11 protein-coding genes are annotated in these 14,977 nt (G+C 77.3%); 8 read left to right on the top strand and 3 right to left on the bottom strand.

From position 1 onward, the window contains the following. Nucleotides 1-49: 49 nt before the first annotated feature. Nucleotides 50-1,075 carry a DUF354 domain-containing protein gene (locus tag J3P29_RS00700; RefSeq protein WP_210491062.1) on the top strand — a complete coding sequence of 342 codons (1,026 nt, stop codon included), beginning with the start codon at nucleotides 50-52 and terminating at the stop codon, nucleotides 1,073-1,075. A 66-nt stretch (nucleotides 1,076-1,141) separates the two neighbouring features. Here the strand turns inward: J3P29_RS00700 and J3P29_RS00695 are convergent, their stop codons facing one another. Next, nucleotides 1,142-1,909 carry a DUF6518 family protein gene (locus tag J3P29_RS00695; RefSeq protein ID WP_210491061.1) on the bottom strand — a complete coding sequence of 256 codons (768 nt, stop codon included), beginning with the start codon at nucleotides 1,907-1,909 and terminating at the stop codon, nucleotides 1,142-1,144. A 188-nt stretch (nucleotides 1,910-2,097) separates the two neighbouring features. Between J3P29_RS00695 and J3P29_RS00690 the strand changes: the two genes are divergently transcribed. The 6 genes from J3P29_RS00690 to J3P29_RS00665 all read left to right on the top strand — a co-directional run bounded on the left by J3P29_RS00690 (nucleotide 2,098) and on the right by J3P29_RS00665 (nucleotide 11,116). Next, a complete protein-coding gene (locus J3P29_RS00690; protein WP_210491060.1) occupies nucleotides 2,098-4,065 on the top strand; it encodes a nucleoside-diphosphate sugar epimerase/dehydratase in 1,968 nt (655 codons plus the stop codon). Then, nucleotides 4,062-5,432 carry a LytR C-terminal domain-containing protein gene (locus J3P29_RS00685; RefSeq protein WP_210491059.1) on the top strand — a complete coding sequence of 457 codons (1,371 nt, stop codon included), beginning with the start codon at nucleotides 4,062-4,064 and terminating at the stop codon, nucleotides 5,430-5,432. The genes J3P29_RS00690 and J3P29_RS00685 overlap by 4 nt, the downstream gene beginning before the upstream one ends. A gap of 71 nt (nucleotides 5,433-5,503) precedes the next feature. Next, nucleotides 5,504-6,046, top strand: coding sequence for a histidine phosphatase family protein (locus tag J3P29_RS00680; RefSeq protein ID WP_210491057.1), 543 nt, complete (start codon nucleotides 5,504-5,506; stop codon nucleotides 6,044-6,046). Further along, nucleotides 6,043-7,926 carry a N,N-dimethylformamidase beta subunit family domain-containing protein gene (locus J3P29_RS00675; RefSeq protein WP_210491056.1) on the top strand — a complete coding sequence of 628 codons (1,884 nt, stop codon included), beginning with the start codon at nucleotides 6,043-6,045 and terminating at the stop codon, nucleotides 7,924-7,926. Before J3P29_RS00680 ends, J3P29_RS00675 begins: the two co-directional genes overlap by 4 nt. Continuing rightward, nucleotides 7,905-9,458 (top strand): O-antigen ligase family protein, encoded by a 1,554-nt coding sequence (locus tag J3P29_RS00670; protein WP_210491055.1) that lies wholly within the window; start codon nucleotides 7,905-7,907, stop codon nucleotides 9,456-9,458. Before J3P29_RS00675 ends, J3P29_RS00670 begins: the two co-directional genes overlap by 22 nt. Next, on the top strand, nucleotides 9,455-11,116 hold the full coding sequence (locus J3P29_RS00665) for a hypothetical protein (RefSeq protein WP_210491054.1): 1,662 nt from the start codon (nucleotides 9,455-9,457) through the stop codon (nucleotides 11,114-11,116). The genes J3P29_RS00670 and J3P29_RS00665 overlap by 4 nt, the downstream gene beginning before the upstream one ends. Nucleotides 11,117-11,133: 17 nt before the next feature. Here J3P29_RS00665 and J3P29_RS00660 read toward each other — a convergent pair whose 3' ends face one another. After that, complete coding sequence (locus J3P29_RS00660; RefSeq protein WP_210491053.1) at nucleotides 11,134-12,186, bottom strand: hypothetical protein; 1,053 nt, start codon at nucleotides 12,184-12,186, stop codon at nucleotides 11,134-11,136. Between the two features lie 46 nt (nucleotides 12,187-12,232). On the opposite strand from J3P29_RS00660, the gene J3P29_RS00655 reads away from it, so the two are divergent. After that, a complete protein-coding gene (locus J3P29_RS00655; RefSeq protein WP_210491051.1) occupies nucleotides 12,233-13,711 on the top strand; it encodes a lipopolysaccharide biosynthesis protein in 1,479 nt (492 codons plus the stop codon). Between the two features lie 333 nt (nucleotides 13,712-14,044). Here J3P29_RS00655 and J3P29_RS00650 read toward each other — a convergent pair whose 3' ends face one another. Then, nucleotides 14,045-14,950 carry a formate/nitrite transporter family protein gene (locus tag J3P29_RS00650; RefSeq protein WP_210491050.1) on the bottom strand — a complete coding sequence of 302 codons (906 nt, stop codon included), beginning with the start codon at nucleotides 14,948-14,950 and terminating at the stop codon, nucleotides 14,045-14,047. Between the last annotated feature and the right edge of the window lie 27 nt (nucleotides 14,951-14,977).

Raw genomic sequence — 14,977 nt, 5'->3', positions numbered from 1 at the left:
GGCCGGACGGGCGGGGCGCCGCGGCCACCTGCCACGATCCCCCCGAGCCATGCGCGTCTGGATCGACCTGACCAACAGCCCGCACGTCCTCGTCCTGCGGCCGGTGATCGAGGACCTGCGCGCGCGGGGGCACGAGGTCGACGTCACCGCGCGCGACTTCGCGCAGACCCTGGGCCTGTGCGACCGCCTGGGCATCGCGCACACCGCGATCGGGCACCACCGCGGCGAGCGGCTGCCCGACAAGGCCCGCGGCCTGGCGTCGCGCACGACGGCGCTGCTGCGGTGGGCGCGCCGCGTGGGCGGGCACCCGGACGGGTCGCGGCCGTTCGACGTGGCCCTCGGCCACGGCAGCAACGACGTCACGGTCGCCGCCGCGCTGCTGGGCGTCCCGTCCGCCACGGCGTTCGACTACGAGTGGGCGACGGTCCAGCACCAGATCAACTGCCGCCTGGCGCGCGCGGTGGTGGTGCCCGACGTCATCCCGCCCGCGCGGCTGGCCCCCTACGGGGCGACGGGCAAGATCCGCGCCTACGCGGGGCTGAAGGAGGAGTACTACCTGGCCGACCTGGAGCCCGACGCGTCCGTGCTGGACGAGCTGGGCCTGGATCCGTCCGCGCCGATCGCCGTGGTGCGCACGCCGCCCGAGGTCTCGCTCTACCACCGCTTCCACAACGACCGCTTCGCCGTCGTGCTCGACCGCCTGCGCGCGCAGGGGCAGGTCGTCGTGCTGCCGCGCACGGACGCGCAGCGGGCCGAGCTGCGCGACGCGGGCGGCTTCGTCATCCCCGAGCGGCCGATCGACGGCCCGTCGCTCGTGGCGCTCGCCGACCTGGTGGTCAGCGCGGGCGGGACGATGAACCGCGAGGCCGTCGCGCTGGGCACCCCGGTCTTCACGACGTTCGACGGCAAGCCCGGGGCGGTCGACGACGCGCTCATCGCCGCGGGGCGGCTGCGGCGGCTGGAGGACCCGGAGGAGGTGCGGCTGGCCAAGCGCGACCGCGCCGACGCCGACGCCGCGCGCACCCGCCGCGACCCGCGGATCCTCACCGACCTGCTGCTGAGCGCCGCCGGCTGAGCCGGCGCGGGCGGGCCGTCCCGGCGTGCGGCGCCGGCCACGGCGGGGCGGCCGCGCTCCGCGGCGCTACGCCCCCGCCCAGCCGATCGTCCGCAGGGCGTCGCGGACCATCGTCGTCGCGACGGGCGCCACGGACGCGGTGATCGCGGCGAGCGCGACCGCGGCCAGGATGAACCGCCAGGACCGGCCGAGCGCGCCGACCGCCACGACCGCGGCGCCGGCCAGGCCCTCGAGCGCGGCCATCGCCCGCAGCGGCTCCTGGTCCCACACCCAGAGCAGGGCGATCGACTCGCCCATGAGCAGCCCGCCGAGCGTGCCGAGCCCGGCCCCGCGCAGCAGGTCGCGCGCGCGACCGCCGGCCGCCGTCGTCCACAGCGCGCCGACCAGGCCGAGCGCGCCGCCGATCACCACGCCCGCCGCGGCCCAGCCGACGCCGAGCTTGGCGGCGCGCCGCGGGTCCGGCACGTGCTCCCACCAGATCGAGATGCCGTAGTAGGCGAGCGACCCCAGGGCGATCGCCACCGCCCCGCCGACGACGCCGAGCACCAGCCCGCCCGTGCGCCGGCGCCAGCCGGCCAGCGCGCCCGCGACGAACGCGCCGACGAGCCACGGGCCGCCCAGTCGCGAGAACTCCCACGACCCGCGGAACGCGCCGTTGTTCGCCTCGCGCCCCATCCAGCCGAGCAGCGCGCCGATCGCCACGAACGCCACGAGCACGAGCAGCAGCGGCACCGGGCGGCGGCGCGGGGCGGCGACCGCGGGCCGGGCCGGACGGGCGGGCCGCGGCGAGCGGGGCGCACGGGGGCTCGCGGGCGTGCGGGGTGCGGAGGCCACGCCCGCATGGTGACGGGTCGACCGTAGGCGCCGCTCAAGGGGCGAGCGGCGAGGCGCCACGTGGTCGCGGCGGCGGGGCGCCCACGGGGTGGGCGAGGCCGCGCGGCGCGGGGGCGCGGGCCGCCCTGGGCCCGCCGCGTGCGAGGACCCACGGTGCCGGCACGGGGGTCCGTGCGATCATCGGTGGGATGCGCCGTCGCCCCGCAGCGCTGACGTTCCACCGGCTGACGCCCCTGCAGGCGCTGGTCGACTTCGTGCTGGCCGTCGCGGCGTACTGGCTGTCCTTCCGCCTGCGGTTCGACCTGCGGCACGTCTCCGAGGCGTCGCCGAAGTTCTCCAACCTGTTCAACCACACCTGGTTCCTCGTCGGGATCAGCGTGGTCCTCGCGATCTGGGCGCTCGGGGGCTACCACCGGCCGTGGCGGCACACCGACGGCCACGACGACTTCCGCGCCGGCCAGGGCGTCGTCCTGGGCCTGCTGCTGTTCCTGGGCCTGAACGGGATCGTGCAGCCCGCGACGTGGCCGAGCTCGCAGGGGATCACCACGACGTACCCGCCGCCGAGCATCTACGGCGCGGCGATCGTCGCCGGGATCCTCTTCGTCGTCGGCGTCCGCGTGGTCGTCCGGGCCGTCGCCGAGCGGCGCTTCCTCTTCGGCACCCGCGGGTCGGGGCGCACCGCGCTGATCGTCGGCGCCGGCGAGGGCGGCCGGCTGGTGCTGCGCGAGATGGTCCGCAACCCGCAGCTGGGCCTGCGCCCGGCCGGCTTCGTGGACGACGACGAGCAGAAGCAGCGCACCCGCGTGGACGGCGTGCGGGTGCTCGGCCGGATCGCCGACCTGCCGCGCGTCATCGACGAGGTCGAGCCCGACGAGATCATCATCGCCATCCCCTCCGCGCCGGGCACGCTGCGTGCCGAGGTGCTGCGCGCCGGCCGCCACCGGGGGGTGCCGGTCCGCACGCTGCCGACGGTCTTCGAGCTGCTGCAGGCCGGACCCGGCGCCGCGGTCCGCCAGGTGCGCGAGGTGCGCGTCGAGGACGTCCTGGGCCGCGATCCCGTCGTGATGGAGCTGGACCGCGTCGGCGCGTACCTGCGCGGCGAGACCGTCCTGGTCACGGGCGCCGGCGGGTCGATCGGCTCCGAGCTCTGCCGCCAGATCGCCCGCGTCGGCCCCGCGCGGCTGATCCTGCTCGACCACGCCGAGGACAACCTCTTCCGCATCGAGCGCGAGCTGCTCGAGGACCGCCAGGTGCCCGAGGGGACCGTCGCGTCGGTCATCGCGGACGTGAAGGAGGGGGAGCGGATCCGCGAGGTGCTCGCCGAGCACGCGCCGACCGTCGTCTTCCACGCCGCCGCGTACAAGCACGTCGGGCTGATGGAGCTCAACCCCGTCGAGGCGGTGCGCAACAACTCGATTGCCACCCGCCTGATGGCGCGGCTGTGCGGCGAGGCCGGCGTCGGGCGCTTCGTGCTCGTCTCGACGGACAAGGCCGTCCGGCCCGCGACGGTCATGGGCGCGAGCAAGGCGCTCGCCGAGCTCGCCGTCGAGAGCGCCGCCCAGCGCTGGACGGGCACCCGGTACTCGTGCGTGCGCTTCGGCAACGTCCTGGGCTCGAGCGGCTCGGTCGTCCCGATCTTCCAGCGACAGATCGCCAAGGGCGGCCCCGTCACGGTCACCGACCCGGGGATGACCCGGTACTTCATGACGATCCCCGAGGCCGTGCAGCTGGTCATCCAGGCCGGATCGCTCGGCTCGACGGGCGAGATCCTGGTGCTGGACATGGGCGAGCCGGTGAAGATCCTGCAGCTCGCGCACGACATGATCGAGCTGTCCGGCCTGAAGCCCGACGAGGACATCGCGATCGAGATCGTCGGCCCCCGACCGGGCGAGAAGCTCCACGAGGAGCTGTTCAACCCGTTCGAGACGCCGCGGTCCACGGGGACCAGCCGGATCCGCGCCGCGGACCGCGAGAAGTTCGCCCCGGACGTGGTCGAGAACATGTTCGACGAGATCGCGCTGCTCGTCCTCGAGGGCGACGCGCGCGGGGTCGCGACGAAGGTCGCCGAGCTGCGGGAGACGCACGCGGGACCGGCGAAGGCCGGTACCACGCGTGACGTCGATCCCAGCGCGAGCGCCTACACTGGTCCGCTATGACCTTCGAGGTCCCCGCGCTGGCGGCCGGTTTCGCGAGCAAATTCGACACGATCGGGCCGTACGTCGGCTTCGCCTCGCTCATCGCCGTCGTCGCCATGGCCGTCCTCGTGTTCGCGCAGGGACGCGAGCTGCAGCGCCTGCGCGAATGGGCCGGGACCTCGCCCGAGCGGCTGACGTCGCTCGAGCAGCGCATCGACGACGAGCTGCGCCAGGCGCGGCCGAACGGCGCGGTCAACCGCTTCCCCGGCCAGGCGGCGGGCGCCGCCGTGCCGGCCGCCGCGGCCCAGGGCGCCACCGCCGCCCGGCCCGCGGCCCCCGGCGCGCCGCCCGCGCCGCCCGGCACCCCGGGCGCGCCCGTCGGCGCCCCGGGCGGGGCCGCCGCGCCCGGCCAGCCGGCCCCCGGCACCCCGGGTGCGACGCCGCGCCCCACCCCGCCGCGGCCCGGCGCCCCGGTCGGCGCCGGCGGCCAGGCCACGCGCGTGGTCCCGGCCGCCGGCGGGCCCGGCGCGGCGACCGCCGCGGGCCGCGCCGCCAGCGCGAACGCCCGGTCCCGCACCGCGGGCTCCGGCGACGGCGGCGGCTCCGACCGCTCCATCCCGCAGCTCATCGGCGTCGCGGCCGTCGGCCTCGTCGTCGTCGTGGCGATCCTCTTCGCCCTCGGCGTCTTCGGCGGCGGCGACGACCCGAAGGACCAGGCCGACCGCGGGACCGCCGCGGCGACGCGCACCGCGAAGGACGAGCCGACGCAGCGGTTCAGCCCGGCCGACACGAACGTCACCGTCCTCAACGCGTCCGGCACCGACGGGCTCGCGCGGACGGTCAGCCAGATCCTGGACAACCGCCGCTTCGAGATGGGCGAGGCCAGCAACTACACGGTCAACGGCGCGCCGAAGTCCGAGGCGACGACGACCGTCGAGTACAAGGCTGGATCCGGCTCGCGGCAGCGGCGCCAGGCCGCGCTGGCGATCGCGGGGATCCTCAAGCTCTCCAGCCGCCAGGTGAAGGCGATGAGCGCCGACACGCGGTCGGCGGTGCAGGACATCCCGGACGTCGTCGTCATCGTCGGCGCCGACTACGCGCGGAAGAACCCGCAGGGCGTGCAGCCCGACAGCGGCGCGAGCACGACCACGCCGTCGGGCTCCTCGTCGGGCGGGGCGGCCGGCACGTCCGGGTCCGGGGCCGCCGGCGGGACGACGAACGGCGCCACGGGCGGCAGCACCGGCGGGTCGACCGGGTCCGGCGGCGCGACCGGGTCCGGCGCCGCCGGCGGCACCACGGACGGCGGCGTCGACGGCGGGGCCGGCGGGACGACCGACGGCGCCGCGGGCGCGGCTGACGGCAGCGGCACCGGCGCCCTGACGCCGTAGACCCCGACCGTTCGCGGCCGCCCCGGCCCGGCAGGAACGCCGGGCCCCGCGTCGAAGCCCGAGGAACCCGCATGATCCTGCTCGCTCGCCACGGCCGCACGGCCTACAACGCCGAGGGCCGCTTCCAGGGCCAGGGGCCCGTCCCCCTCGACGCGCACGGGCGGGAGCAGGCGTTCGCGCTGGCCGACGTCGTCGCGGCGCGCGGCGACGTGGTGCGCATGGTCGCCAGCCCGCTGACCCGGGCGATGGAGACCGCGGCGATCATCGCCGCCCGCACCGGCCTGGCGCCCGAGGTCGACCCCGGCCTGGCCGAGACCCACACGGGCGACTGGACCGACCGCACGTACGCGGACGTCATCGCCGCCGAGGGGGAGGAGGCCTACGCGCGCTTCCGCCGCCTGGAGCCCGACTTCGGCGCGCCCGGCGGCGAGACGTTCGCCGCGCAGCTGGACCGCGTGCTGGCGGCGATCGACCGCATCCGCGCGGCCGCGCCCGCCGACGGCGCCACGCTCGTCGTCTGCCACGGCAACGTCATCCGCCTGCTGCTGCGCCACGAGCGCGGCGTCGCCCCGGCGCACGAGGACATCGACAACACGCACCTCGAGGCGCTGTGACCCGCGCCGCGCGCATCGTCTTCCTGCTGCTCGTCGTCGCGACGGCCGCCTCGTTCTTCGTCGCGCAGCGGCTGAAGAACCAGCCCGCCGTCTTCCAGGGCGTCTACTACTCCCCGGTCCTCTCGCCGAACGGCGACGGCCGCTACGAGCGGCTCAAGCTGCGCTTCAGGATCAAGCGCTCGACGCCGGTCACCGTCGAGGTCGTCAACACCGACAACGAGGCCGTGGCGACGCTCGCCCGCGACCGGCCGGCGCAGAAGTACAAGCGCATCGCGCTCGAGTGGGACGGGCGCAACGACGACGGCCGGCTCGTCAAGGACGGCCGCTACCGCATCAAGTTCACGCTGCCGGAGGAGGGGCGCAGCGTCGTCTGGCAGAAGGCCTCGTTCGCCGTGCAGACCGCGCCCCCCGAGCCGCGCGTCCGCCGGATCGTCGGCATTCCGCCGCGCCGGACCACCGCCCTGCTGCCGTCCGTGGGCGGCGACCCCGTCGAGGCGGTCGTGACGCTGCGCGGCTGGGAGCCCAGCGCGCGGGTGGTGCGCACCGGCCCCGGCACGCCGCGCGTCGTGCGGACGCTCGCGGTCGAGGACGTCGCCCGCCCGTCGACCGGCACCCGCCTGCGCGACCCGCGCGACGGCAAGCGCTACCGCCGGGCCGACGCCGGCCGCGTGCGCTGGGACGGGAAGACCGACGACGGACGGCCCGCCCCCGACGGCACGTACGTCATCCAGGTCTGCGTGCGCAACCGGGCCGGGGTGCTGGGCTGCGGCCCGCGCGCGTCCGGCAAGGACGGCCTGCCCGCGCCGGACGAGGACGGCCGCGGCCGCCTGCGCGGCAACGGCGGCGTCACCGTCCGCCGGCTGGGCGTGCAGCCGAGCCCCGTGCCGGTCAAGGCCGGCAACCGCATCGGCTTCTACGTCGACAGCCGCGGGGCGGCCTACGACTGGACGCTGCGCCGCGTCGGCACCCGCCGGCCCGTCGCGAGCGGCCGCAGCCGCAAGCCGGCGCTGAAGGTCAGCCCCCGCTCGTCGCGCGCCGGCGTCTACCGCCTGACCGTGACGGCGAACGGCCGGCGCGTGACCGTGCCCGCCCTCGCCGGCGACGCGCGCCGCCAGAGCGTCCTCGTCGTCCTGCCGGGCATCACCTGGCAGGGGCTGAACGCCGTCGACGACGACGGCGACGGGCTGGCGAACACGCTCACCGGCGCCGAGACCAGCCGCGCCAGCCGCATCCGCTCCGAGCGCGTGATGGCCGGGCTGCCCGCCGGCTTCGACGCCGCCGTGCAGCCCGCGATCGAGTGGCTCGTCCGCCACCGCAAGCGCTTCGAGGTGACCACCGACCTGGCGCTCGCGCAGGGCCGCGGGCCGAAGCTCGACGGCCACAAGGGCGTCCTGCTGGTCGGCGAGGCGCGCTGGACGACGCCGCAGAACGGCGAGGCGCTGCGCGCGTACGTGCGCCGCGGCGGCGTGGTGGCCGGGCTGGACCCGTCCGGCCTGCGGCGCGGCGTCGAGCTGGCGCAGGACGGCGGGCAGCTGCGCGAGCCCGGGCCGTTCGAGGCCACGAACGCGCTCGGCGTCCGCTCGAAGGGCGCGGTGCGCCTGGACGGCCCGCCGCAGAACGACAAGGACGACATCGGCCTGTTCGACGGCACCGACGGGCGCTTCGACGGCTACCCCGTCGGCTGGCCCGCCGAGGGCGTGGAGGGCGGGCAGGCCGTCGCCACCGCGGTCGACCGCCGCGACCACGTGATCATCGCGGCGTACAAGATCGGCGACGGCTTCCTCATCCGCACCGGCCTGCCGACGTTCGCCGGGCGGCTGGCCCGCGACGCCGACACCTCCGACCTGATGGAGTCCGCATGGCGACGACTCTCGCGCTGACGGCGGTCACGCTGGCCGCCGCCCTGGCCCTGCTGCTGCGCGCCCCGCACGGGCGCGCCGGCGCGATGGCCGTGGCGCTCGTCGGCGCGCCGATCATCCTCGCCGCCCAGGTGTGGACGACGGGCCCCGTCGAGCGGCTGCGCGACCACGTGCCCGTGCTCGTCGGCGTCGTCGCGCTCGGCCTGGCGGTCCTCGTCGCCGGGGCCTGGGCCTTCCGCCGCTGGCCGCTCGCGGTCCCGCTGTCGGTGGCGCTCGTCCTGCCGTTCCGCCTGCCGATCGAGGTCGGCGACGGCCCGCCGGTCAACCTGCTGCTGCCGCTGTACCTGGTCACCGGCGCGGCCGCCCTCGCGTGGACGTGGGAGCGGGCGCAGGCCGACCCGGACGAGGAGCCGACCGATCCGCGGGCGACCCTCGCCGACGCGGTGCTCCTCCTCTTCGTCGTCCTCTACGCCGTCGGGTCCGCGTGGTCGGGCGACCAGGACAAGGCGGTCGAGCAGGTCGCGTTCTTCTACGTGCCCTTCGCGCTGCTCTACGTCGTCCTGCGCACCGTGCCGTGGACCGCGCGCCTGGCCGCGCGGTGCCTGGGCGTCGCCACCGGCGTCGCGCTCGTCCTGGCGGGCATCGGCTTCTACGAGTACGCGACGAAGCACGTCCTGCTCAACCCGCGCGTCGTCGCGTCGAACCAGATCGAGGACGCGTTCCGCGTCAACTCGCTCTTCTTCGACCCCAACATCTACGGCCGCTTCCTGGCGCTCGTCATCCTGGGGATCACCGCGCACCTGCTGTGGACGCGCAGGGGCCGGGACGTGGCGGCGGCCACGGCGCTGCTCGCCGTGCTGCTGGCCGCGATCGTCCTGACGTACTCGCAGACGAGCTTCGTCGCGCTGCTCGTCGGCCTGGCGGTGCTGGGCGGCCTGCGGTTCGGCCCGTGGAAGGCGTTCGGCGCGCTCGTCGCCGTCGCGCTGGTGGGCGTCGTCCTGGTGCTCGCGGCGCCGAGCGCCCTGCACCTGGACGGCCTGAGCGAGGGCAGCCTGGACGACGCCACGTCGGGGCGCGTCGCGCTGACCGGCGGCGGCATCGGCCTGTTCGCCGACCACCCCGTGTGGGGCGTCGGCTCGGGCGGCTTCGCCCGCGCCTATCGCGCCGCCGAGCACTCGGGGGCGCAGTCCGCCGTCGACGCGTCGCACACCATCCCGATCACGATCGCCGCCGAGCAGGGCCTGATCGGCCTGGCCGCGTACGTGCTGCTGCTCGTCGTCCTGCTGCGGCGCCTGCTGCGCGACGCCGAGGACTCCGCGGCGCGCGCCGGCGTCGTCGCGATGGTCATCGCCCTCGTGGTGCACACGATGGGCTACGCCGCCTTCCTCGAGGACCCGGTGCTGTGGGTGCTGCTCGCCGCCGGGGTCTCGCTGGCGCCCGCCCCCGGGCCCCGGCTCCGCCGCCGCGACCGCCGGCGGGACGAGGAGCGCCGCCGGCGCCGCGAGGCCGCCGGCCAGGCCGCGGCGGGGTCGGCGCCCGCCCCGGGCGCGTGAGCCCGCGGGGCGACGGCGCGGCGCCGCCCGCGCCCACCGCCGGGCCGGCCGCGGCGCCGCGCCGCGGCCCGGCCGCTGAGTGGGTCGTCCTGCTCCTGGGCGTGGTCGGCGCGGTCGTCGTCTGGGCCGCCTTCCCGTCCGCCGGCAACTACGACACCGTCCTGGACCTCGTCTGGGCGCGCGAGCTGCTGGACGGCCACGCGCCCGGCTTCGCGGCGTACGCCGCGTCGACGCCGCACCCCGCGTGGCTGGCGCTCGGCGTGCCCGTCGTCGCGCTGTTCGGCGACGCCGGCGACCGGGTGATGGTGCTCCTGACGGCGCTGTCCTTCGCGGTCCTCGCCGCCGGGACGGTGCGGCTGGGTCGCCTGGTCGGCGCCGCGGCGGCGCCGGCGGGGCGCGGCGCGCTCGTCGGCCGCTGGACGGGGATCGTCGCGGGGCTGCTGACGCTGACGAGCTTCGCGTTCGGCCTGCTGGCCGTGAAGGGCTACCTGGACGTCCCGTTCCTGGCGCTCGTGACGTGGGCCGGCGCGTGGGCGGCCGCGCGCCCCGAGCGCTGGCGCGGGCCCGCGGTGCTGTTGGTCCTGGCCGGGCTGCTGCGGCCCGAGGCGTGGGTGCTGGCCGGCGCCCACTGGCTGTGGTGCACGCTGCGCGGCCGCTGGAGCGCGGGCGGCGGCGTCGCCGGCGGCGGGGACCGCGCCGCCGGGGCGGCGGTCGCGCCGGCGGGGACCGGAGCCGCGGCGGACGACCGCCTGCCGGGCCGCGCGGCGCACCTGGCGCTCGTCCTGGCCGCGCCCGTCCTGTGGGTGCTGATGGACGCCGCCGTCACCGGCGACCCGCTGCACTCGCTGACCGCCACGAGCGCGCTCGCCGACGAGCTCGGCCGCGACCGTGGCCTGGCGAAGGCGCCGCGGCTCCTCGTCACCCAGCTCGTCGACCAGGCGCGCCCGCCGGTCGCCGCCGCCGGCGTGGCGGGGGCGCTCGTGCTGCTGCTCGCCCCGCGCCTGGGCCTGGCCCGGCCGTGGCGGCGCGTGCTGGTCGTCGTCGGCGCGCTGCTCCTCGGCGGGGTGCTGACGTTCCTCGCCGCGGGGGTCGGGGGCCTGTCCCTGATCCCGCGCTACCTGTCCGTGCCGGTCGTCGCGCTGACCGTGCTGGCGGCGCTCGCGGCGACGGGCTGGCTGGCCCTGACCCCCGACGCCGGCCGGGTGCGCACCGCCTGGGCGGCGCTCGTCGTCGTCGGCGCGGTCCTGGGCGTCGGCGCGTACCTGACCGTCAAGCGCGACGCGGTCTCGCGGCTGGGGACCGAGCTGCGCTTCCTCGCCGACGCCCGCCGCGACGTGCGCGCCCTGATCGACGATCCGGCCGTCGTGCGCGGCGCCCGCTGCGGGCCGATCAGCCTGCCCACCTACCGCCTGGTGCCCGAGATCCGCCTGCAGCGCGACGCGACCGGCGACGCGGTGCTCGCCCGGTCCGATCCGCGGGCGCGCCGCCTGGGCGTCCTCCGGCGCGGCGTGGCGATCACCGTCGACGACACGGGGCAGTGGGCGCGCCGCTACGGCCGCGCCGACGGCGTGCCGCGCCGCACGCAGGCGGCGCCGGCGGGCTTCCGGCCCGTCGCCCGCTCGGGCGCGTTCCGCGCCTGGGTGCGCTGCCCCCGCTGAGGCGCGTGGGGGCGGGGTCAGCCGGCGCGCAGGCCCAGCGCCACCAGGCGGGAGCGCAGCGGCGCGTTCTGCCGCTCCGCCGTCTGGGCGTGCGCCCACGCCCGCAGCGCCTCGTCCGGCGCGGTGCGCCGCCCCGCCTCGGCGGCGACGGCGTGCGCGAACTCCTGCGGCCCGTCGGCGACGACGATCGCCTCGTCCCACGTGCGCGCCCCGGCGAGCGGCGGGACGACGGTGCGGCGGCCCAGCCGCGCGGCCTTGAGGATCCGGTACGGCAGTCCCGCGTCGTTGAACTCGTCGCGGCGGAACGGCAGGATCCCCACGTCCGCCAGCCGCAGAAGCTGCGCGGCCGCGGCGTCGGGCAGGGCGCCGCAGAAGACGAACGGCGCGTGGGCGCGGCACCACGCGAAGTCCTCGTCGCCCTCCGCCTCGTCCTCGTGGACCTCGCCCACGAGCAGCAGCTGCAGCCCGGGCAGCCGCTCGCCCAGGCCGCGCAGCAGCGCCCAGTCCGTGCGCCGACCCAGGTGGCCCAGGCAGAAGCCGACGACCTCGACCGTCGGGTCCGGGTCGGGGAAGGAGTCGGCGGCGAGCGGGCTGAGCACCGCGGGGCGGCCGTCGGCGGCCGCGAGCTCGTGCAGGCGCGAGCTCGACGCGACGACGAGCGACGACGCCTGCGACGCGCGGCGGTGCAGCGTCGCCAGGCGCTCGCGCCGGGCCTCGTCTGCGTCGCCGGCGGCCTCGTAGCGGTCCCAGCGCCAGTACCACAGCTCGGCGCCGGTGCGGGCGCGCAGCGCGGCGGCGACCGGCTCCTGGGTGGCGTGGAAGAAGACGATGATCCGGGCGTCCCGGCCGTCGCCGAGCAGCTGCCGCTCGAGCGCGGCCGCCTGGCGCCGGGCGAGCGCCTCGGACGCGCGGTCGGGCAGCCGCAGCGCGCCGCCGTAGCCGCCGCGCGGCGGGTCGAGCGCCACGACGTCCTCGCCGCGCAGCAGGTCCTCGGCCTGGTCCCGCAGGATGAACCGCTCGAGCGGGCGGGGCAGCAGCAGGACGCAGGCGGACCGGGGCACGTCGCTCACCCGCGGGAGGCTACGCGACGGTACGCGGGACTACGATCCCGTCCCGATGGCGGCGCACCCCCTCCGTCGCCTGGCGGCGTCCGGCCTGGCGTACCAGTCCTCCAGCCTGCTCGCGGGCGTCCTGGCGCTCGTCACCCTGCCGCTGTACACGCACCACCTCGGCCGGGCCGAGCTGGGCGCGGCCGAGAACCTGCTGACGTGGATCATCCTCGTCTCCATCGTGCTGCGCGCGGGGCTGCAGGAGGCGCTGCTGCGGCACTGGTTCCTGGACGGCGACGCGGCCCGACGGGCGCGCCTGGCGCGGCGCGTGACGGCCGTGGTGCTGGCCGCGTCGACCGCGCTCGGCGTCCTGGCGGTCCTCCTCGCGGGACCGCTCTCGCGGGCGCTGCTGGGGGACGAGCTGCCCGCGGACGAGCGCACCGACGCGCTGCGGGCCGCGGCGGTGGGGGTGTGGGCGTTCACCAACCTGGAGGTCGCCAACGCGTTGCTGCGGGCGCAGGAGCGGCGGCGGACGTACCTGCTGGCGTCGCTGTCCAACGTCGTCCTGACCGTCACGACGACGGTGCTGCTCGTCGTGGTCCTCGACGGCGGCACGACGGGCTACCTGCTGGGCAACTACCTGGCGTCGACCGCCGTGCTCCTCGGCGTCTGGTGGATGCAGCGCGACGTCTTCGCCGGCGGCCGCGACGCTCCGCCGACCCCGCTGCGGCCGCTGCTCCGCTTCGGCCTGCCGACCGTGCCGCCCGAGGTCGCGGTGTTCCTGCTCAACGTCGTGGACCGGACGTGGCTGACGCACGCGGCGGGGGACGGCCTGGACGCGACCGGCGTCTACTCCGCGGCGGTGAAGCTGGCGACGCTCGTGATCGTCGTCGCGCGGGCGTTCCAGGCGGCGTGGCCGCCGCTGGCGTACGACCTGAGCGAGGAGGAGGCGCCGCGCGCCTACGCGCTGGTGGTGCGCGCCTACGTCGTGGTGCTCGGCACGGCGGTCGCCGCCCTGGTGCTGCTGCGGCACCAGATCGTCGACGTCCTGACCAACGAGCGGTACGCCGCCGCCGCGGGCGCCCTCCCGTGGCTGGCGCTCGGCTGGGCGCTGTGGGGGCTGACCTGGGTCTTCACCACGATCGCGGGGCGGCAGCACGCGACGGGCCGCACGCTGCCGGCCGCGCTGCTCGGGCTGGCCGTGAACGTGCTCGCGCTGTGGGTGCTCGTGCCGCCGTACGGCGCGACCGGCGCGGCGATCGCCCTGGTGGCGGCCTACGTCGTCGCCCTCGGCGCGTCGCACCTGCGCACCCGCCGCCTGATGGCCGTCCCCTTCGAGTGGCCGCGCCTGGCGGCGACGGCCGTCGTCCTCGCCGTCTACGCCGTGGGGATCGACTGGGTCGTCCCGGCCGGCGGCGCGGAGGGCTGGATCCTGCGCATCGTCGCCGCGCTGGCCCTGCCCGTCGTCCTGCTGGCCTGCGGGGCCGTGCGGCCGGCCGAAGCGCGGGCGCTGGCCGGCGCGGTGGCGCGCCGGCGCCGGCGCTGACGGCGGGCGGCGGGCGGCGCCGGGGCCGGGCACGGCGGGGACGGAGCGGCGGCGGTCCGTCCCCACGGGTGCCGCGCAGGGCGATATTCCGGCGTGTGATCGGTGATGACACGCGCGCATATCGGCCGGGGGGCGACCCATGCCTGTCCGCCCCTGTCCGCCCCCGCCCGCGCCCGCCCGCGCCTGCCCGCGCCTGCCCGCGCCGTGCGGCCTGTCCGCGTCGCCGCCGTCGCCCCCTGAGCCGCGGGTCCACTCGCCCGCGCCGCCGCGCCCGCCCGCGCCGCCGCGCCCGCCCGCGCCGCCGCGCCCGCCCGCGCCGCCGCGCCCGCGTCCCTACGCCGACGGCTCGATCCGCGCCGCCGGGTCCGTCTCCGGCGGGCGACGGGCCGCGTCCGGGCCGCCCGCCCGGCCCGGCGGGGCGTCCGGGTGGCCCGCGGCGACGGCCGTCGCCTGCGGGTCGCGGCCGCGCAGGTGCAGGAACCAGTAGGCGCCGGCCACGAAGACCGCGCCGCCGACGAGGTTGCCGAGGAAGGCGAAGATCCAGTTGTGGATCGTGTCCCACCAGGACACGCCGTCGACGCCCGCGAAGATCGCCGCGGGCAGGAAGAACATGTTCGCGACGACGTGGTCGAAGCCCATGGCGACGAAGCCCATGATCGGGAAGAAGATCGCCAGGATCTTGCCGCCGACGTCGTCGGCCGCCAGGGCCATCCAGACCGCCAGGCAGACGAGCCAGTTGCAGCCGAGCGCGCGCAGGAAGATCTGGCCGCCGCCCTCGGTGACGCCCTTCGCGGTGGCGATGCCGTCGAGGCGGGCGAGGGGCAGCTCGGCGGTCAGCACGCCGCTCTTCACCGCCAGGAAGTAGGCGACGAACAGCGACCCGAGCAGGTTGCCGACGGCCACGAAGGCGAAGTTGAACGCCACGCGGCCCACGCCCACCCGCCGCGCCAGGGCCGCGATCGGCACGAGCGCCATGTTGCCCGTCAGCAGCTCGGACCCGGCGATGATCACCAGGATCAGGCCGAGCGAGAAGACGGCGCCCGTGAAGAACGTCGGCAGCGTGCCCCAGATCTTCGGGTCCAGGCCCGCTGAGACGGTGATCGCCAGCATGCCGGCGAACGCGATGTAGGCGCCGGCGAGGAAGCCGCCGACGAGCAGCTTGCTCGCCGGCAGCGCGGCCTTCTCGGCCCCCCGCTCGGCGGCGGTCGCGGCGATCTCCGCGGGGGTCTTGGCGGCCATGCCCGCTCCGTACCCGCTCCGTGCCGC

Origin of the sequence: Patulibacter sp. SYSU D01012 (assembly GCF_017916475.1) — a bacterium.
In the GTDB taxonomy this organism is placed as follows: Bacteria; Actinomycetota; Thermoleophilia; order Solirubrobacterales; family Solirubrobacteraceae; genus Patulibacter.
This window is presented reverse-complemented; position numbering and strand designations above follow the sequence as displayed.